18 protein-coding genes are annotated in these 18306 nt (G+C 35.5%); 13 read left to right on the top strand and 5 right to left on the bottom strand.

The features are described from left to right. From ACKVQX_RS02645 to ACKVQX_RS02630, 4 genes are all read left to right on the top strand, one after another. Positions 1 to 1161, top strand: coding sequence for a DUF418 domain-containing protein (locus ACKVQX_RS02645; protein ID WP_068455478.1), 1161 nt, complete (start codon positions 1 to 3; stop codon positions 1159 to 1161). A 57-nt stretch (positions 1162 to 1218) separates the two neighbouring features. Beyond that, positions 1219 to 2121, top strand: coding sequence for a fumarylacetoacetate hydrolase family protein (locus tag ACKVQX_RS02640; RefSeq protein WP_068455475.1), 903 nt, complete (start codon positions 1219 to 1221; stop codon positions 2119 to 2121). 379 nt (positions 2122 to 2500) lie between these two features. Then, a complete protein-coding gene (locus ACKVQX_RS02635; protein WP_068455470.1) occupies positions 2501 to 2878 on the top strand; it encodes a YisL family protein in 378 nt (125 codons plus the stop codon). A 112-nt stretch (positions 2879 to 2990) separates the two neighbouring features. After that, positions 2991 to 4433: an alpha-amylase family glycosyl hydrolase gene (locus tag ACKVQX_RS02630; protein ID WP_068455467.1), complete on the top strand. Its 1443-nt coding sequence runs from the start codon at positions 2991 to 2993 to the stop codon at positions 4431 to 4433. Between the two features lie 67 nt (positions 4434 to 4500). Here the strand turns inward: ACKVQX_RS02630 and ACKVQX_RS02625 are convergent, their stop codons facing one another. The 3 genes from ACKVQX_RS02625 to ACKVQX_RS02615 form a co-directional block, all read right to left on the bottom strand. Continuing rightward, positions 4501 to 5364, bottom strand: coding sequence for a DegV family protein (locus ACKVQX_RS02625; protein WP_068455464.1), 864 nt, complete (start codon positions 5362 to 5364; stop codon positions 4501 to 4503). Positions 5365 to 5388: 24 nt separating this feature from the next. After that, the gene (locus ACKVQX_RS02620) at positions 5389 to 6195 is read right to left on the bottom strand and encodes a Cof-type HAD-IIB family hydrolase (RefSeq protein WP_068455461.1); all 807 of its coding nucleotides are present in this window, start codon (positions 6193 to 6195) and stop codon (positions 5389 to 5391) included. Between the two features lie 138 nt (positions 6196 to 6333). Continuing rightward, entirely contained in the window at positions 6334 to 6567 is a 234-nt protein-coding gene (locus tag ACKVQX_RS02615) for a hypothetical protein (RefSeq protein ID WP_068455459.1), read from the bottom strand. A 126-nt stretch (positions 6568 to 6693) separates the two neighbouring features. Between ACKVQX_RS02615 and ACKVQX_RS02610 the strand changes: the two genes are divergently transcribed. From ACKVQX_RS02610 to ACKVQX_RS02600, 3 genes are all read left to right on the top strand, one after another. Continuing rightward, complete coding sequence (locus ACKVQX_RS02610; RefSeq protein ID WP_068455457.1) at positions 6694 to 7461, top strand: prolyl oligopeptidase family serine peptidase; 768 nt, start codon at positions 6694 to 6696, stop codon at positions 7459 to 7461. Positions 7462 to 7521: 60 nt separating this feature from the next. Further along, the gene (locus ACKVQX_RS02605) at positions 7522 to 7830 is read left to right on the top strand and encodes a metal-sulfur cluster assembly factor (protein ID WP_068457542.1); all 309 of its coding nucleotides are present in this window, start codon (positions 7522 to 7524) and stop codon (positions 7828 to 7830) included. 102 nt (positions 7831 to 7932) lie between these two features. Beyond that, on the top strand, positions 7933 to 9900 hold the full coding sequence (locus tag ACKVQX_RS02600) for an acyltransferase family protein (protein ID WP_335339052.1): 1968 nt from the start codon (positions 7933 to 7935) through the stop codon (positions 9898 to 9900). Between the two features lie 219 nt (positions 9901 to 10119). Here the strand turns inward: ACKVQX_RS02600 and ACKVQX_RS02595 are convergent, their stop codons facing one another. Further along, entirely contained in the window at positions 10120 to 10749 is a 630-nt protein-coding gene (locus ACKVQX_RS02595; RefSeq protein ID WP_231726955.1) for a hypothetical protein, read from the bottom strand. Positions 10750 to 10814: 65 nt separating this feature from the next. Here ACKVQX_RS02595 and ACKVQX_RS02590 point away from each other — a divergent pair, with 65 nt between their 5' ends. After that, positions 10815 to 12320: an ABC transporter permease gene (locus ACKVQX_RS02590; protein ID WP_068455453.1), complete on the top strand. Its 1506-nt coding sequence runs from the start codon at positions 10815 to 10817 to the stop codon at positions 12318 to 12320. Between the two features lie 13 nt (positions 12321 to 12333). Then, positions 12334 to 12999 carry an ABC transporter ATP-binding protein gene (locus tag ACKVQX_RS02585; RefSeq protein WP_068455451.1) on the top strand — a complete coding sequence of 222 codons (666 nt, stop codon included), beginning with the start codon at positions 12334 to 12336 and terminating at the stop codon, positions 12997 to 12999. A gap of 90 nt (positions 13000 to 13089) precedes the next feature. Here the strand turns inward: ACKVQX_RS02585 and ACKVQX_RS02580 are convergent, their stop codons facing one another. Further along, complete coding sequence (locus ACKVQX_RS02580) at positions 13090 to 13779, bottom strand: Crp/Fnr family transcriptional regulator (protein WP_068455448.1); 690 nt, start codon at positions 13777 to 13779, stop codon at positions 13090 to 13092. 175 nt (positions 13780 to 13954) lie between these two features. Between ACKVQX_RS02580 and ACKVQX_RS02575 the strand changes: the two genes are divergently transcribed. The 4 genes from ACKVQX_RS02575 (at position 13955) to ACKVQX_RS02560 (ending at position 17947) form a co-directional block, all read left to right on the top strand. Continuing rightward, the gene (locus tag ACKVQX_RS02575) at positions 13955 to 16075 is read left to right on the top strand and encodes an ATP-dependent Clp protease ATP-binding subunit (RefSeq protein ID WP_409136029.1); all 2121 of its coding nucleotides are present in this window, start codon (positions 13955 to 13957) and stop codon (positions 16073 to 16075) included. A gap of 324 nt (positions 16076 to 16399) precedes the next feature. Further along, positions 16400 to 16810: a hypothetical protein gene (locus ACKVQX_RS02570; protein ID WP_068455446.1), complete on the top strand. Its 411-nt coding sequence runs from the start codon at positions 16400 to 16402 to the stop codon at positions 16808 to 16810. A gap of 90 nt (positions 16811 to 16900) precedes the next feature. Further along, positions 16901 to 17326, top strand: a complete 426-nt coding sequence (locus ACKVQX_RS02565) for a hypothetical protein (RefSeq protein ID WP_068455444.1) — start codon at positions 16901 to 16903, stop codon at positions 17324 to 17326. A gap of 219 nt (positions 17327 to 17545) precedes the next feature. Next, complete coding sequence (locus ACKVQX_RS02560) at positions 17546 to 17947, top strand: hypothetical protein (RefSeq protein ID WP_068455442.1); 402 nt, start codon at positions 17546 to 17548, stop codon at positions 17945 to 17947. Positions 17948 to 18306: the final 359 nt, after the last annotated feature.

The following is an 18306-nucleotide window of genomic DNA, read 5'->3' as shown; positions in this document are numbered from 1 at the left end:
ATGCAACTTGCACCAACGAAACAACGTATTGGCACATTAGATTTATTAAGAGGACTTAGCTTATTTGGGATTTTACTCGTCAATTTATTGGCGTTTAATTTCCCTGTAAACTATGTGTCATTACGTGAGTTTTTAGAACATCCAACTGATTTACAGATGGAAAAATACTTAACGATTTTTGTACAAGGAAGTTTTTACCCTTTATTTGCAGGTTTATTCGGGTATGGTTTACAGATGCAAATGAACAAATCAAAGGAACTTGGTGAATCATTCATTGGTTATGGTTCTAAGCGGCTAAGCTTCCTATTATTGATTGGTTTATTACACGCTTTTTTCATCTGGTATGGTGATATTTTGACAACCTATGCTGTACTTGGTTTTGGTTTATTATTTTTATTAAAGTTAAGACCGATTTTCCAACTACTTATTGCGACTATTTTATTCGGTATTTGCAGTTTGACAGTAACCGTTTTATTTTATATTTCAAGTCAATTTATTTCCGATTCGTCTGAATACACAGATGTAGCAGGTGTGGCACAGTCGATTGAGGCTTATCGTTATGGTGGAGTCATTGAAATCTTTTTCCAACGTCTAAATGATTTATCTTTACAATATTCAATTATGATGTGGATTTCAGCATTCTTTACAATCCTCCCATTCATGCTTGTTGGTGCTGCCGCAAGCCAGTGGCGTTTAATTGAACGAGCAGGAGAACTTAAGAAGCTTTGGTTCGTCTTATGTATTATAGGGTTGTCACTCGGGCTCTATTTAAAAAATCTCATTTATCATGAACCTACTTCGATTTTTTATGAAGGTATTGGTCAAGTGATCGGGGCGCCGATTTTAACGGTAGGCTATGTATCATTAATTGTACTTCTTGGACTCATTCCGTGGGTGCAAATCATTACAAAACCGATTCAAGCAGCAGGTCGTATGTCATTAACAACTTACTTAATGCAATCTGTTATCCAAAGTATTTTATTTTATGGCTTTGGTTTTGGTTTGTATGGCAAGTTAAGTCTGTTACACTTATTCTATATTGCACTCGCAATTTATGCGATTCAGCTCGTTTTTTCAATGATTTGGTTCAAGTACTTTAAACAAGGTCCTGTAGAAGCGCTTTGGAAAAGTGTCACGTATGGAAAGAGATTTGAAAAATAGAGGAAATTTAATAGAAAATAAGGTATTATTGTAAAAAAAGAAGGAGTGCCACTATTCATGAAAATTTTATCATTTCGTTACAACAATGAAATCGGATTTGGTCCGAAAGTAAAAAGAGAAGAAGCAGTTTGGGATGTACTAGCAATTCAAAAATCGTTAAATGTCTTACCTTCGTTTTCTGAAACAATTGTTGAAGGTATGACTTATGGTTTTGAATTTGTAGAGCAAATGCGAAAATTAGTAGAGGCGGCTGAACAATCTCCAAATCCAGCTATTTTCAAACATGCATTTACAAACATCGAATGGCTTGCACCAATTCCACGTACGACAAAGAATATTATTTGCGTAGGGAAAAACTATGATGAGCATGCAAAAGAGATGGGCGCTGATCATGCACCAGAAGATTTAGTTGTATTCACAAAAGCACCAACAGCTATTGCTGCCGATGAGCAAACAATTTCTGTTCATGCAGATGTAACAGATTCACTTGATTACGAAGGTGAATTAGCAGTTGTAATCGGAAAAAAAGGGAAGAACATTCCAGCAGTTTTAGCATTTGACTACGTATTTGGTTATACGATTGCAAATGATATTACAGCACGTGATTTACAAGAACGTCATAAACAATTCTTCTTAGCAAAAAGTCTAGATGAGTCTTGCCCAATGGGACCTTATTTAGTAACGAAAGATGAAATTCCAAATCCACAAAATCTAACAGTAGTTACAAAAGTCAACGATGAAGTACGTCAAAATGGTACAACACGTGACATGATGCATACTGTTGAAGATTTGATTGTAAAAATCTCAAGCATGGTAACATTGGAACCAGGTGATGTGATTTTAACAGGTACGCCAGCAGGAGTTGGTAAAGGTATGACTCCACCAACGTATTTAAAAGCAGGCGATACAGTAAAAGTATCAATCGAAGGAATCGGTACATTAGTAAACCGTTTCGAATAAGATATTATTCAATCTCGACATGCCTCGGCTGTCGAGATTTTTTTGTTATTTGGTCGGGTGACCCATTTTCGCCCTCGAGTGACCCGATTGGACGAGCGAATGTCCCGAATCGAGGAACGAGTGGCCCGAACACTTCCACCAATGGCCCGTTTCGCTGCCCGAATGTCCTAACCTAAGCAATAAGAATTCCTTTTTTACTCAGTTAACTTTTAGCTGAATAAGGGAACAGTAGAAGTAGCATTTGTGCATCTATGCTATTTAGAACGATGTTTTTGTATCTTCTTCCTATATTCGTTTTCTGTGGGTATTTTTGTTTGTATAGTCTGCATCTCTTTGGTAACATGAAAAAGAAATATGACAATTATACGAGGTGAAAAACATGCTTGAATTTTTAGGTTCACAAACTCATTTGCATATTACGACATGGGTTGTAGCACTAATTTTATTCTTTGTTGCAGTTAGTATGCAAAAAGGTTCAAAAGGGCGCAAAATTACACATATGATTTTACGTCTATTCTATATTTTGATTATCGCAACAGGTGTTGCTTTATTCATTACAGCGCTTGATTACGGTCAGGGTATGTTGTACGGATTTAAACTATTATTCGGTTTAGGTGTAATCGCCTTTATGGAATTAGTATTAGTTCGCAGCAATAAAGGTAAATCGACTGGTGGTATGTGGGCAGGTTTTATTATCTGCTTAATCGTTGTACTTGTACTAGGCTTCAAATTGCCAATGGGCTTCCAGTTCTTCTAAAAAACCATCTATAAAAAGTAGTACAGACCGAATTTATGGTTTGTACTACTTTTTTTCGTTAAAGGGGGTAAAGGATAAGAGTGAATAGACTATGAAAGGTGGCAAAGGATAGATGAAAAAAATAAGTTCTTTCATCTTGTCGTTATGTTTACTCTTTTTAATTTCGCCTACCTTTTTTGTAAAAGCTAAGCAGGACATGCACGATGAGAGTATTTATGACATTATTGTTGATCGTTTTGTGGATGGAAATCCAGCAAATAATGGACCGACAAACTTAAAAGAGCCTTTTATGGGTGGCGATTTTGAAGGAGTTCGAACGAAGGCAAGTTATTTTAAAAAATTGCGTTTTTCATATATTTCACTCGGAAGCCTAGCAAAAGCAGAAGACTATCGCGGAAAAAAAGTAGTGGATTATGGTCAACTACAACCTTACTTTGGGACAGAAGCAGATTATCAAAAGATGCGTGAAGCCTTAAATAAAGAGCAAATCAAAGTGATTGCTGATTTTCCGATTAATGGTGTGAGTGAAAAGAATGTATTGATTCCAAAGGGTGAGGAAGCGAGTTGGACGAAGCCTGCGACTGAAAAGGGAACGGTTAATTGGAATTTAGAAAATAAACAAGTGAAAAAAGCTTTGATGAAAGCTGCAGCAGATTATGCTTATCATAATCAAGTGGATGGTATTCGACTTACAGGGATACAAGGTGTAGATCCAACTTTTTTAAATGATTTAATGCTGATTTTAAAAGCAAGTAATCCTGACTTAGTCGTCCTATCTGATGATGACTCAGATGCGAATTTTGATGTGGATTATGATGTAGGAAAGATGAAGGCTTTTCAGGAAGTCTTTAAAAAACCGAATGCAACTGCTACATCGGTTGTGAAAAATATTCGAGAAGATCGTGAAGTTAATCCACGTCTACTCATGATTGATGATGTGAATAATACACGTTTTTCAGAACATACCAAAATATCGAAAGGTGAATCGAGTCCACAGTTGAAATTGGCGCTAACGACCTTATTTACTTTACCAGGGACGCCCATTATGATGTATGGTACTGAAAATGAAATGAGTGGAAAAAATCCACCTGATACACTTGGTATGATGGAATTTAAAGAAAATAATGAGCTAACAGATTACATCAGAAAGCTTCAAAAAATTCGTTCAGATAATCCAGCCTTGCGAAATGGTTCATTCAAGTTATTAAATCATCAAGATGGTTTTGTCGCTTACGAACGATATGATGATAAAAAGAAATGGCTCGTAGTTGTTAATAATACAGATCAGACACAGCAAATGAACCTTTCTGAAAAGGCGATTGGGAAGAATCGAGAATTGGTAAGTTTATTAGATGGAGAAAGAGTCTATGCGAGTCCTAATCAAAAGTATCGTGTCGCATTAGATCGTGAACAGGCAGAAATTTTTGAAATCCAGCCAAGAAAAAGTGTGGATTTTCCGTATCTATCACTGGCGGTTGTAGGGACACTATTTGTATTGCTTATGATTACGATTGTGATTGGTGTTGTGCGAAAAAAGAAGGGGGAAGGAATATAGTGTACCTCTTTAAAAAAGGTTGAGATCTAATGTGTTTATAACACATAGGTCTCAACCGATTTTTGATTTATAGAGCTTCAGGATATAATTCGTTTAAGAAAAAGACAGCGATTGTTCCAGGGCCTGCATGACATGCGATAGTCGAACCAATCACATGTAACTCAACAGCGACAGGGTGGAAGCGTTCGATAATCATTTCCTTCATTTCCTGTGCAGCTGCTAGGTCGTCACCATGACTAATTGCAATGACTTGTTTAGATAGTGTTTCACCACGTTCTTCCATTACGTCTAAAATACGCTTAAACACTTTTTTACGACCACGCATTTTCTCGATTGGAATTAGTTTTCCATCTTCTACGTGAAGGAGTGGTTTAATGCTTAATAATCCACCGATGAAAGCACTTGTTTTAGAAACACGTCCGCCTTTAGCAAGAAAATCTAAGTCTTCTACAGTAAATAAGTGTTCCATATGTTCTGCTTGGAATCGTGTACGTGCTACAACATCTTCAAATGAGTATGCTTGATCGCGTACACGAACCGCTTCTTTTACGACCATACCATAACCAAGTGATGCACATTTTGAATCAATAATTTCGAGTTTTAAATCAGGATAGTTTTCAAGCACCTGTTCACGCATCATGCGAGCAGTGTTGTATGTACCTGAAAGTTCAGAAGAGAATGCGATATATAAACCTTCCTCGCCTGATTTTGCAAGTTCTTCAAAAGCATACAAAAATACTTCAGGTGATACTTGAGAGGTTTTTGGCGATTTGCCATTTCGAATTTCGTCATATACTTTTTGTACATCAATGCCAATGACATCGTCGAATTCTTTGCCATCTAGCTCAACACGTAGTGGAAATAGATGTACATTATTATCTACATAAAAAGATTGTGGTAAATCACATGCGCTATCTGCAAATAGTTTCATGTGCTTACACCTCCTATAATTCATTTAGAGTTTTAGACGTTCACGTAAAATACGCGCGATTCCGTCTTCGTTGTTACTGTCCGTAATCTCATTTGCAATATTTTTTACATCGCCAATCGCATTGCCCATTGCCACGCCAAGACCGGCATATTCAAGCATCTCTAAATCATTATCCTCATCACCAAATGCAATAATATGTTCTTTTGGAATTTGTAAATGCTTTGAAACGATCCCTAAACCAATTGCTTTATGAATACCGCTGCGCACGATTTCGATTACATGGTACGGGTCACCCCAACGACGATGATCAATTACTTCTGCTTTCGTATGTTCTAAAAATTCACGAATGATTGCAACTTCTTGGTCACTCGCATGAAGTAATAAACTTGTTGGATCATCTTTTAGATGCTCTTTAATTTTGCCATATGTCATACGTGGATTACCCATTCCTAAAATCGCAAGAAGTGGATCGTCTTGCTGTTCAACATAAACATCATCCATCACTTCCGCAATGACATTGGCAAGACGGTATTCGTGAAGAGATTCCACAATGTCCGTTGCAGTATGTAATTGAATCGGATTATGTTGTGTTTTAAACTGCGTGTGATGAGGTTGATGAATGTATGCACCGTTGAAATTAACGATTGGTGTATGTAGTCCTAGTTCTTCATAAATATGTTTGCTGGCGCGAAAAGGCCGCCCAGTTGCAATCATTACTTGATGTCCTACTGACTTTGCTTGCAAGATTGTTTCTTTTGTCGTAGGTGATATCACTTTTTCATCCGTTAATAATGTGCCGTCTAAATCAAGCACAATTAAATGAGGCTTCATGAATCGCAAAACTCCTCTCTATCCCGTAATTTTACCCTTATACACCGTATTCCGTCAAAACTTCCTTTCGAAAAGAGTGAATAAGTCATAATAAAAAAGAAAATTGGAAATTGCCAATTTTCTTTTCATATCATCCTACTAATTTGCTTTTTTAGGATTTACAGCGGATACAATTGCACTGAATACGATAATGACACCAAAGAACAACCAAGAATTAATTGAATTATAAAAGAACGCATAAACTATAAGCACTGCACCATATACAAAACTTAAAACAATTAATCTTACAGATTTACCTTTCACTAAAGCGAAAATTCCGAGCACCAAAAAGAAAATACCAACGGCTAAAGCAAAAATCGCTTGGAACCCCATACAATACCTCCTTAAATTGTCTAATGCTTTATAAAATGACCTTTTCCCGATTTTGTTCATTTTTATTCGTCACATAAAATAATTTCTGTTACGATAAGGGTAGAAATGTAAAGGAGTGGACAGGAAATGGAGATTAAAAAAGAACAATGGGGCAATATCCCACTACTACACATCTATGATGAAACGATGGATGCATCAACACCAACCATTCTATTTTTACATGGTTTTGAAAGTGCAAAAGAGCATAATCTACACTATGCCTATAACTATGTGAATAAAGGAATGCGTGTCATCATGCCAGACGCCATGTTACATGGTGATCGTGATGAACATCTCGATCCTGTTCAATTAAGCTTACGATTTTGGGAGATTGTCTTAACGAATATTGAAGAAGTTGAGACGATTTATCATGCACTACAAGACAAAGGAATTATTCAAGAAGGTACAAAAATTGGTCTAAGTGGAACATCGATGGGAGCGATTACGACATTAGGGTGTCTAACTGTCTATCCATGGATTGATGTAGCAGCAGTGATGATGGGTACACCAAACTATGTTGATTTAGCAAAAGCACAAATCGAACAAGTGGAAGCGATGGGATTACCATTACCGCTTTCTGAAGAAGAATTGGCACATTTATACCGCACGCTAGCCTACTTCGAAATTAGTAGCCATCCTGAAAAATTAGCAGGACGACCTGTATTCTTCTGGCATGGTAAAAAAGATCAAATGGTTCCATATGCACCAGCACACGCTTTTTATGAAGCAATGAAAGAACAGTATGCAGATGCTCCTGAGAAGTGGCAACATATGACATCAAAAAGTTCAGGTCATAAAGTAAATCGTAAAGGTATGCTTGCAAACGTGGATTGGTTTGCAGAGTATTTGGCATAAGCCTTAAATTTTGTTATGATTGATTAAACACTATGTAGAAAGGGGTAAACTTTCATGGCAATCGATCAAGATATGAAAGACAGTATCCTAGGCGCACTAGAAAACGTTATTGACCCAGAATTAGGAATTGATATCGTCAATTTAGGTCTTGTTTATGACGTAGATATGAATGATGAAGGTGTCGCAATGGTTACAATGACACTAACATCAATGGGCTGCCCAATGGGACCAATGATTATCGACCAAATTCGTACAGCATTATTTGAATTACCAGAAGTAAAAGATGTAGACGTAAATATTGTTTGGAATCCACCATGGTCAAAAGACAATATGACGCGCTATGCAAAAATGGCTTTAGGCGTACGTTAAGAATAGAATGACCTTTCACATTCGATACTTGAATCGTAAAGGTCATTTTTTTATGATTAAATAAAGATAGGAGAATTAAATTTTTTTTAAATGGATAAACAATTGATTCAAATTGAACGTAAATTCCGACCCGAAATTGAGGGTTTACGTGTTGTTGCAGCACTTCTGGTCGCCACATACCATATTTGGTTTAATCGCGTTTCAGGTGGTGTAGATGTATTCTTCGTAGTCTCTGGATTTTTAATTACAACCTCTATTATTTCAACCATTAATCGTACAGGGACGTTTAAGTTCCTACCCTATATCTCTAAGCTATTAAAACGTTTATTGCCATCCGTATTTTTTATATTGGCAGTCGTTCTTTTACTTAGCTTCTTTTTATTACCGCAAACAATCCTAGATAAGACGATTAAAGAAATTATTGCTTCCATGTTCTATTTTGAAAACTGGCAATTAGCATTTTCAAATACGGATTATCTCGATTCCCAACAAATGAAAACTCCTGTAGAACACTTTTGGGCGATGTCCATTCAAGGTCAATTTTACATAATTTGGTTTATGCTATTTGCATTTATTTTATGGGCGATTAAAAAATATCAAATCACGAATACTCGAAAATTAATTAATTTTATTTTAGGTAGTGTATTCATCGTATCACTTATTTATTCAATTTATTTAACTTCAGTGAACCAACCATTTGCTTATTTCATTACATTTACACGTGTATGGGAATTCTCGTTAGGTGGATTACTCTGTGTAAATCTAGCATACATTCGCATCAATAAAGTAGTCGCCATGATATTAGGATGGCTAGGCTTAATTGGCCTTGTCTTAACAGGTATGTTATTTGATGTATCACAAATGTTCCCAGGATATATTGCACTATGGCCAATGGCTTGTGCGGTCTTTATTATTGTATCTGGAACAGTAACAACTCGTTTTGGTGTGCGTCGTATTTTAGCCTCACCTGTCATGATTAAATTAGGTGGTTTGTCATTCGGTGTTTATCTATGGCACTGGGTTATTCTTTCGTTCTACCACTATAATATTAGCCGAGAGAATCCGAACTTTTTAGAAGGTATGACGATTATTATTGCTTCATTCATCTTATCTTACTTAATGACGCGCTTCATTGAAAAACCGATTCGCGAATCTTCTACGACGCGTCGTGCATTCCGTAGAATCTCATGGATTGGAACGGTGAACCTTATTTTAATTGCTGTTTTAGTGAGTACAAATCTTTTTGCGCAAAATCAACAAGCTAAAAATAAAACTGTTGAAAATTATCCTGGAGCAGTAGCAGCTCTTGGAAAAGTTGAAGTACCAGATGTACCTGCATATCCAACTTTAGCCAATGTATTTAATGATTTACCACAATCGCATATAGATGGTAGTAATCAAACTCAAAAAGAAGCGGATGTAAAAGTTGGTGTCTATGGTAAAAAAGAAGGGTACACAGCTACCATCGCAGTTGTCGGAAGTTCACATTCCGAACAATGGCTAGGTGGCGTATTAAAAGCAGTTGAAGGAACGGATTATCGTGTGCTCAATATTACACGTTCCGCTACTCGTTTTTCAACAGGCTATGATGAAGATGATATTAAGTCTAAGTGGGTTGAAAATACATTAGCCTATATTAAAGAACAGGATATCGATTTAGTAGTAGGGCATGCGACAGCTTCAAATACAGATAAAGAACGTATTCAAGAACATCTTTTAAATCCACTGCGTGAATTAAAGGAAGCGGGTGTCCAAGTTTTAGCATTACGTGATAATCCACGCTATAAATTCAATGTTGTAGAGTCTCTTGATCAAGATGGTGAACAAAAAACGATTGAGAAAATGAATCGTGAACAAAATCAATTAGACGGAGCAGCTTGGACTAAACTTGAAAAGAGCCAAGAGTTTCATACTTTAGATTTAACACAGTATTTCAAAATAGGTGATGAATTCAGGCCGATTATTGGTAATGTGGTTGTCTATCGTGATTATGATCATATTACAAATACGTATGCCGAATCTTTTGCACCGATTTTTGAAAAACAATTTAATGACATCTTAAAGAAATAAAATAGTTAGAAGAGGCTGGGGCAAAATCCCAGTTAAAAGCAAGAGAGCTTCGGCACATGAAAATGCTGAAGCTCTTTTTGGTCTATTTGCGAATTTTCATTTTGGGCGATGCTGTTTCTGCATAAGTCACATCCACACGCCCATACAAAACAAAAACAGCCTTTCTTGTTAAAATTTAAGTATTCTACTACAAAAATTATAAATTAGAGTGATATTTTCTTAGTCTTGAGATAAATACATCCATTTATGATCATCTATTTCGCTTAATACAATATCCGAATCTATATACGTCAACAAGTTATTGAAAAATGGAACTTCATCTAAATCGGGATCATCATATAAATCTTTTTTTACAAACTCATCCATAATAAAAGTAGTGACATCCGTATTATTGACTAATTCTGAGAAAAAAGTCCTTAAAAAATAAGAATCTTCTTCTTCTAGTTTCTCATCACTTATAAATGAAATTTTGAAAACATTTAAAATTTCATTTATATCTTCCTCATCCATATAACATAATGGATCACGTTTTATTTCTTCTTTTGAAAGAGGTCGTCTAGAATCTTCTAGCAAAATGTAACATACCGTATTGCTTTCTTTGAAAAACTTAAAAATTTCTAGATTTTTAAGTTTTAATATTCTCTTAAATAATTTCATAAAATTCTCCTCTTCGAAATTTAATTTTGAATGTAGTAACAACTTTCCACCAGTTAGCCCCATTAATCTTACCTTTTTGAATAGGAACATACCAATCACCATCAACATATGGTTTTTCAACATGATATCGAAAGCTTCAAAACTAATTAATAAAACACCTAAAAAATTTTCTTTGACACATTCTTGATACATTCGAGCGGCATACTCTTATTTGTAAGACAGACAAGCTTGTCACATTCAAATAGGAGGAGTACAACATGAATTTTTTAAAACGAGCCTTTCATAGTATGAAAGTTAAAAAAGGAAGAACAGGGTTATTAACGATTGTCTTTTCAGCAATCTTAATCTTTATTTTAGCAGGCTTAACGATACAGAGTGCCTCACTAAAGGCAACAGAGAATGCGAAGAAAAGTATGGGAGCAACGGTTACGGTGTCAGCGAATATGCAAAAAGCGATGGAGGAAATGCGTTCATCAGAAAAAGAAGGAGAGAAACCAGACCCAAGTGGATTTAAATTAACGCCTATTGATGAAAAAACGATGAACAAGTTGAATGCATTAGATGGTATTGCAACGTCCAATGTGACAAGTTCAACTTCTGCTAACGCAAAATCCTTTGAAGCGATTACGTCAGACGATACGTCAACGGATGAAACTGATACGCAAACAGAAGGTCGAGGTGGCCCAGGCGGTGGTATGGGTGGCATGGCATCTGCAGGGGATTTAAGTATTGCAGGTACGAATACGACAGATACAGTTTCTTCATTTACAAGTGGTACATCGAAAATTGTAGAAGGTGTCGGTATTACAGAAGCAGATGAAAATACAAACCACGCAGTCATTGAGAAGAATCTTGCAGAAGCGAATGATTTAAAAGTCGGTGACAAAATTAAAGTAGAAGATACAGATGAAAAATCACATACATTAGAAGTTGTCGGGATTTATGAATCAACAGAAACAGCAGATGCACGTGCATTGCAAATCGCATCACTTAATCCGTATAACAAAATTTATACATCTTACACATTTGCGAACACATTAAAAGGTTCTGATTATAAAAATACAGCCGATTCAATCGTCTATACATTAGAAAATCCAGAACAGGTGGATGCATTTGTAAAAGCAGCTAAAAAAGCTGGTGTTGATACAGATACGTACACATTACAGACGAACGATCAAGTGTACCAACAAATGATTGAACCGCTTAAAAATGTAGAGAGTTTCGCACAGAAAATTGTGTTATTAGTATCGATTGCAGGAACGATTATTTTAGCGTTAATTGTTATTTTAACGATTCGTGAACGTAAATATGAAATTGGTGTTCTGTTATCGCTTGGTGAGAGTCGTGTGAAAATCATTGCGCAGTTCTTTTCAGAGATGTTAATTGTCTTAATTATGGCGATGGTGATTGCTGGTGTGAGCGGACAGTTCGTTGGCAACATGGTTGGGCAACAACTGTTAGATCAACAAACAACGACACAAACTGCAACAACACAAGATGCAGGACAACAACGAGGCCCTGGTGGTCAAGGTGGTCCAGAACAAGGAGATGCTAATGGTGGTCCACGCGGTGGCGGTGGATTTGGTGGATTCGGCGCAAACAGTGTGGCAGAAGCTGAACAAATTAAAGAACTAGATATCACATTGTCGCTACAAGAACTTGTAGAACTTGGTGGATTCGGTCTTGCGATTAGTTTCTTATCTGTCATTCTCGCATCTATTGGCATTATGCGCATGCAACCGAAAAAAATCTTAATTTCATAAGGAGGAATAGTAGATGTTACAAGTAGAAAATTTAAATTATTGGTATCAATCGAAGTCAGAACCACTTTATGAAGACTTAAATCTGACATTTGATGAAGGAAAATTATACGGTATTTTAGGATCGAGTGGCTCGGGTAAAACGACATTTTTATCGCTAATTGCAGGACTGGATACACCAAAATCAGGTGATATTTATTACGAAGGGAAGTCATTAAAAAAGATTGGTTTAACACGTTATCGTAATGAATGTGTATCGATTGTCTTTCAGTCGTATAATCTACTACCTTATTTATCGGCACTTGATAATATAACAGCAGCACTTGAAATTACGCATTCAAAAAAAGCGAATCGTAAAGAATATGCACTCGAGATGTTGCAAAAAGTAGGAATTGACACTGAAATGGCGAAGAAGAATGTCCAACATTTATCAGGTGGACAGCAACAGCGTGTTGCGATTGTGCGCGCCATGTGTTGTGATGCGCGACTTGTTGTAGCAGACGAGCCGACAGGTAATTTAGACAAACAAAATTCACTCGAAATTATTCGTCTGTTTAAACAACTAGCACATGAACAAAATAAATGTGTCATTGTCATTACACATGAAAAAGAGATTGCAGAACAATGTGATACGGTTCTAGAGTTAAAATCTAAGAAAATGCATGTGATTAAAAGTAGTTAATTTATGAAACATATAATTAGAATATAGCTAATCGAAATATAGTAAATAAAGAAGACCATGCAAAAAAAAGCAGTGGTCTTCTTTTCATGTCTAATTAATACGACATAAAAATTCGACACACTGCTCACATTCACAAAACTGCTGTAAATAATCTAAACGATGGATTGTAAGGTAGCCATTTTCTTCTGATATGACTTTTTCTTTTTTGAATTCTTGTAATAAGCGGTTTACAACTTCACGACTTGTTGCACAAAGACTTGCTAGTTCACTATGTGTAAATTTTTCACTAATTTGAATCGATTTGTCTGTTTTCTTTTCGCCATATGAATTCGCTAAACGAATGAGTGTAGAGGAGAGTGCGCCTTTTTTTCCATATAGCAGTAAGTCGCGTAATTTAGTTTGTTCACGCATTCTTTGGATTTGAATCCATGTGAGACATTCTCGTAGTGCTGCAAGGTTTTCGGATAATTCATGTTCTAATTGTTCTTTCGAAATTGCAAAAACGGTACAACAATCTAAAACTTTTGCTGAAAGTGGGTATGTAATAAGTGGGATGAATAAAATACTTTCACCAATACAATCATTTTTCGTCGCAATGCAAAGTGTTAATTCTTTACCACCAACGCTCTCTTTTGTAATAGCAATACGACCTTTTTCCACAAAATAAAGATGTGTTGCCGCTTCACCTGTAGTACAAATATGTTGATGACGAACGAAATGATGTTTTGTACCATGTGCTTTAAAAATCTGCTGGACGATTTGGGGGACTGCATCAAACAAGATTAAAACACCTCCATAATTAACTGGTTTTTATTTTAACATAAATAGTAAATGGTACAAAAAATATGAAAGTCAAAAAAGGTCAAACATATTACTTGAGTTTTTGAAATGAAGTCGATATAATAAAATTAATCAATAGTCAAAGATGGTCAAACAGGAGGGGAAAATAATGCAAATGAATCAAATGAACCAAGAAGAAGAAAATCCGCTAGAGAAGTACGGACGTAATCTAGTAGAGGCTGTTAAAGAAGGTAAGATGGACCCTGTTATTGGACGTGACCAAGAAATTCGTGATGTCATTCGTATTTTATCTCGAAAAACAAAAAATAATCCCGTTCTAATCGGTGAACCAGGTGTAGGTAAAACAGCGATTGTTGAAGGTCTAGCACAACGTATTGTAAAAAAAGACGTACCTGAAGGTTTAAAAGATAAACAAATATATGAACTTGATATGAGCGCATTAATTGCAGGCGCAAGTTATCGCGGACAGTTTGAAGAACGTCTACAAGGGGTTTTAAAACAAGTACGTGAAGCAGAAGGAAATATTATCTTATTCATCGACGAAATTCATACCATTGTCGGTGCAGGTAAAACAGAAGGTTCGATGGATGCAGGGAATATGTTAAAACCAATGTTAGCACGTGGTGAACTACATTGTATTGGTGCAACAACATTAGATGAATATCGTACAAATATCGAAAAAGACCCTGCACTTGAACGACGCTTCCAACAAGTGCTTGTACGCGAACCATCTGTAGAGGATACAATTTCCATTCTACGTGGTTTACGTGAACGTTTTGAATTACATCATGGTGTACGCATTCATGACCGTGCGATTGTGGCCGCGGCAGAATTATCAAATCGCTATATTACAGATCGTTTCCTACCAGATAAAGCGATTGATTTAGTCGATGAGGCGTGTGCGATGATTCGTACAGAAATCGACTCGATGCCATCTGAATTAGATGAGGTTACACGTCGACAAATGCAGTTGGAAATTGAAGAACAAGCATTGATGAAAGAAGACGACAATGCGAGTAAAAAACGTTTAGAGGCACTACGTGAAGAATTACAAGAATTAAAAGATTCATCACAATCGATGCGTGAACAATGGGAACGTGAAAAAAATGCGCTTCAAATTGTGCAAGAAAAACGTGAAAAACTCGACCAATATCGCCATGAATTAGAAGAAGCAGAGAATCAATATGACTTGAATAAAGCAGCGATTCTACGACATGGTAAAATTCCAGAGCTTGAAAAAGAGTTAGCGAATTTAGAAGAGGAAGTAGAAAGTACAGATAAGTTATTACGTGAAGATGTAACAGCAGAAGAAATTGCGAGTATTGTATCTCGCTGGACAGGTATTCCTGTAACGAAAATGTTAGAGGGAGAACGTGAAAAATTACTTCGTTTAAAAGATACACTACATGAGCGTGTAGTAGGTCAAGATGATGCAGTTCGTCTTGTTTCAGAAGCTGTATGGCGCGCACGTGCAGGTATCCAAGACCCGAATAAACCAATCGGTTCGTTCCTATTCTTAGGACCAACTGGTGTAGGTAAAACAGAACTTGCGAAAGCACTCGCAGCACAACTATTCGACTCAGAAGACCATTTTGTACGTATTGATATGTCGGAATACATGGAAAAACATAGTGTATCTCGACTTGTGGGTGCACCTCCAGGTTATATCGGTTATGAAGAAGGCGGTCAATTAACAGAGGCAGTTCGTCGTAATCCGTATTCGGTCATTCTATTAGATGAAATTGAAAAAGCACATCCAGATGTCGCAAACATTCTCCTTCAAATTTTAGATGATGGTCGTATTACAGATAGTCAAGGACGTATGGTGAACTTTACGAATACAGTTGTCATTATGACATCGAATATCGGTTCACACTATTTACTTGATTTACACAATACAGAAGGACATGCGGTGGAAGATTTAGTGATGGCAGAGTTGAAAAAACACTTTAAACCAGAACTATTAAACCGTCTAGATGATATCATCATGTTCCACGCATTAACAGATGAGCACTTCTACGAAATTACACGTAAGTACGTGAACCATCTCGTACAACGTGTAGCAGAACAAGAGATTAAATTAGTAGTTGGCGATGATGTTATTCATTGGATTGCGAAAGAAGGAGCAGATCCTGCATTCGGCGCAAGACCACTTCGTCGCTTCATCCAACGCCATGTAGAAACACCAGTCGCAAAAGAATTATTAAAAGGTGAAAAAGTACCTGGCGACACACTAACAGTTTATGTAGAAGACAATGAGATTAAAGTGAAATAAGATTTATTTTAGGAAGAGGAATCACATTTGATGTGGTTCCTTTTTATTTGCCCTATTTTTGATGAATGTAAGTAAAAAATAAAATTTTACTAATAAAATAAGTATTTCTTTAAATAACCCTTTTATCTATTTGTATTTTATGTTAATCTTTTACATGTTACATTTTTATCAAAAATATATTATTTATATTAAAATTATTGCGTACAAGTAAATGAGCGTTTTACATATACGATTAAATTTAAGAGGAAAAGTTCATAATATTCGAAAACCAATTGCTAAGTTATTTGGTAACTCTAAATATAAATACTAAAAGGAGGTATATGGATGAAATATATTAGACTGACCTTAATTAATATTGTGGCGATTGGCATATTACATCTAGGTGGTTTTTTGTTCAGTATTTTAACTGATGGTGTATATGAAGGTATAGCTTACTTATTAGTACTCATTACACCAATCACTTTGTTTATTGGAAACTATTTATTAAAAGAAAAGTTACAGCCAGAGTCACAAAGCAATTTGATTTTTATTTTAATTGGAAGTATAGGAAGCCTGTTTTTACATTTTCTTTTTAGTAATGTCCAGTTTGAAAATGGCTTACCTTATGATTCATCAAGAGATAATATGTCAACGGCGCTTGTATTATTTTTATATAAGGCGGTATTTGTTCAATATTTCATAGGAGCTGTCCTTTATGAGTGGCGACTTTATAAAAAGAAAAACAGTAATACATAGAATGAATGATACGAATTTACTTGGTTCATTGACATACACAACAAAAGCGCAACAAACATTTAACGAAAGATAGAAATGTGAGGGAAGAGAATGAATAAAAAAATCGCTGTTTTTCTTATAATAGAATTATTTTTAATTGCTTGTTTAGTATTATCAATATTTACTGAGATGTATTTTTTAATATTGCTGATTTTTATATTATCACCAGCTACTTTAATAATAATGCTACTTGTTTCAGATCATAAAAGAGGGAATAAAGGCTCAAGAATTACTTTTTTCATTATTGTATTTTCCTTTTATCTTCAAATGAATTTATTAGCAATAATTGATGATAGTTATACTTGGAGAGGTCCATTCAGGTTACCTGAATATGAAGAGCTTGATGAAGTTTTATTTCCGTTAATTATTTTAGTAGGAGTGAGTCTATTAGTGGCATTTATCGCTATCTATGAGCTAATTGCTATGTACGAGAGAAATAATAAAAAACGAAGTGTTAATGAGATGGATGAAAAATAAATAGGTTCAAATAGAAATAATTAAAAGAGAATCAATTATGTAAATAACTCTGCACCCTATGCTCATGATTTTTATTATGTATAAGTGTTTTAATTGATGCATTATCGTCATCTGAGTTAAAGGAAAATAGAAAAAATGAGATTTAATAAAAGGGTGAGTTATTTGAAAGATGTTTTTGATTCTCCAAAATATAAAAGATAAAAATATGAGGGTAATTAAATGAAGATGAAAAAATATTTGTTTGTATTAATAGAAATTATTTTATTAATCTGTTTAGCTTTATTCACGACAAGAAAAATGTACGATGCAGCATTTATCATTTTGATATTTTCACCAATAATTTTAATGAGTATTTTAATTTTAGGGGAATTGTTAAAAAGTAAGGGAAAGCCACAATATCTGATATTTAGTATCATAATACATACTTACATTGGACTAAATTTGTTTAGTATTTTTGATTCACAACTTGATTGGAGAGGGCCTTTTAGATTCCCCAAAGCTATAACTAATGATCAAGGTGTCTTTGAATTGATTGTTATTTTAACTGGAGTTAGTTTACTAATTTCTGTTTTAATAAGTGGAGCGATTTTATATAGTCAAAAGAAAAAATCTAATAAATAGGTTAGAGACTTCTTTTTTGAAACATACATTAATGAGATGGATGAAAAATAAATAAGTCCAAATTTGAAAAGAGCTCATTTCAGATGTAAATGTGGTCTTTTCAATTCATTACGAACCACCGTGGTGACGTATTAATTAAGGAACATCGACTAAGTTCCGCAAAAAAATTTCAAGGAACATCGACTAAGTTCCGCAAAAAAATTTCAAGGAACATCGACTAAATGCTGCACGTCCTGTGCAAACGTCGATGGAACCGACATTGTGTCGGTCTGTGCGAACGTCGATGGATCTTACATCCTGTGAGGCCTACATCTAGGTGATGACGATGATCCATTACCTCAGACTGGTTATACGTATGG

It is taken from the genome of Kurthia sp. ISK08, from assembly GCF_046159805.1.
GTDB classification, from domain to species: Bacteria; Bacillota; Bacilli; order Bacillales_A; family Planococcaceae; genus Kurthia; species Kurthia gibsonii.
Note: the sequence above shows the minus strand (reverse complement) of the source record. Positions and strands in the feature narration are given on the sequence as shown.

What these genes read in the sequence shown, in the direction of transcription:
- ACKVQX_RS02645 (WP_068455478.1), top strand. Translation starts at nt 1, where the DNA reads ATGCAACTTGCACCAACGAAACAACGTATTGGCACATTAGATTTATTA.
- ACKVQX_RS02620 (WP_068455461.1), bottom strand. Translation starts at nt 6,195, where the DNA reads ATGAAGCCTCATTTAATTGTGCTTGATTTAGACGGCACATTATTAACG.
- ACKVQX_RS02640 (WP_068455475.1), top strand. Translation starts at nt 1,219, where the DNA reads ATGAAAATTTTATCATTTCGTTACAACAATGAAATCGGATTTGGTCCG.
- ACKVQX_RS02575 (WP_409136029.1), top strand. Translation starts at nt 13,955, where the DNA reads ATGAATCAAATGAACCAAGAAGAAGAAAATCCGCTAGAGAAGTACGGA.
- ACKVQX_RS02625 (WP_068455464.1), bottom strand. Translation starts at nt 5,364, where the DNA reads ATGAAACTATTTGCAGATAGCGCATGTGATTTACCACAATCTTTTTAT.
- ACKVQX_RS02630 (WP_068455467.1), top strand. Translation starts at nt 2,991, where the DNA reads ATGAAAAAAATAAGTTCTTTCATCTTGTCGTTATGTTTACTCTTTTTA.
- ACKVQX_RS02610 (WP_068455457.1), top strand. Translation starts at nt 6,694, where the DNA reads ATGGAGATTAAAAAAGAACAATGGGGCAATATCCCACTACTACACATC.
- ACKVQX_RS02615 (WP_068455459.1), bottom strand. Translation starts at nt 6,567, where the DNA reads ATGGGGTTCCAAGCGATTTTTGCTTTAGCCGTTGGTATTTTCTTTTTG.
- ACKVQX_RS02560 (WP_068455442.1), top strand. Translation starts at nt 17,546, where the DNA reads ATGAAGATGAAAAAATATTTGTTTGTATTAATAGAAATTATTTTATTA.
- ACKVQX_RS02565 (WP_068455444.1), top strand. Translation starts at nt 16,901, where the DNA reads ATGAATAAAAAAATCGCTGTTTTTCTTATAATAGAATTATTTTTAATT.
- ACKVQX_RS02635 (WP_068455470.1), top strand. Translation starts at nt 2,501, where the DNA reads ATGCTTGAATTTTTAGGTTCACAAACTCATTTGCATATTACGACATGG.
- ACKVQX_RS02590 (WP_068455453.1), top strand. Translation starts at nt 10,815, where the DNA reads ATGAATTTTTTAAAACGAGCCTTTCATAGTATGAAAGTTAAAAAAGGA.
- ACKVQX_RS02585 (WP_068455451.1), top strand. Translation starts at nt 12,334, where the DNA reads ATGTTACAAGTAGAAAATTTAAATTATTGGTATCAATCGAAGTCAGAA.
- ACKVQX_RS02595 (WP_231726955.1), bottom strand. Translation starts at nt 10,749, where the DNA reads ATGTATCAAGAATGTGTCAAAGAAAATTTTTTAGGTGTTTTATTAATT.
- ACKVQX_RS02570 (WP_068455446.1), top strand. Translation starts at nt 16,400, where the DNA reads ATGAAATATATTAGACTGACCTTAATTAATATTGTGGCGATTGGCATA.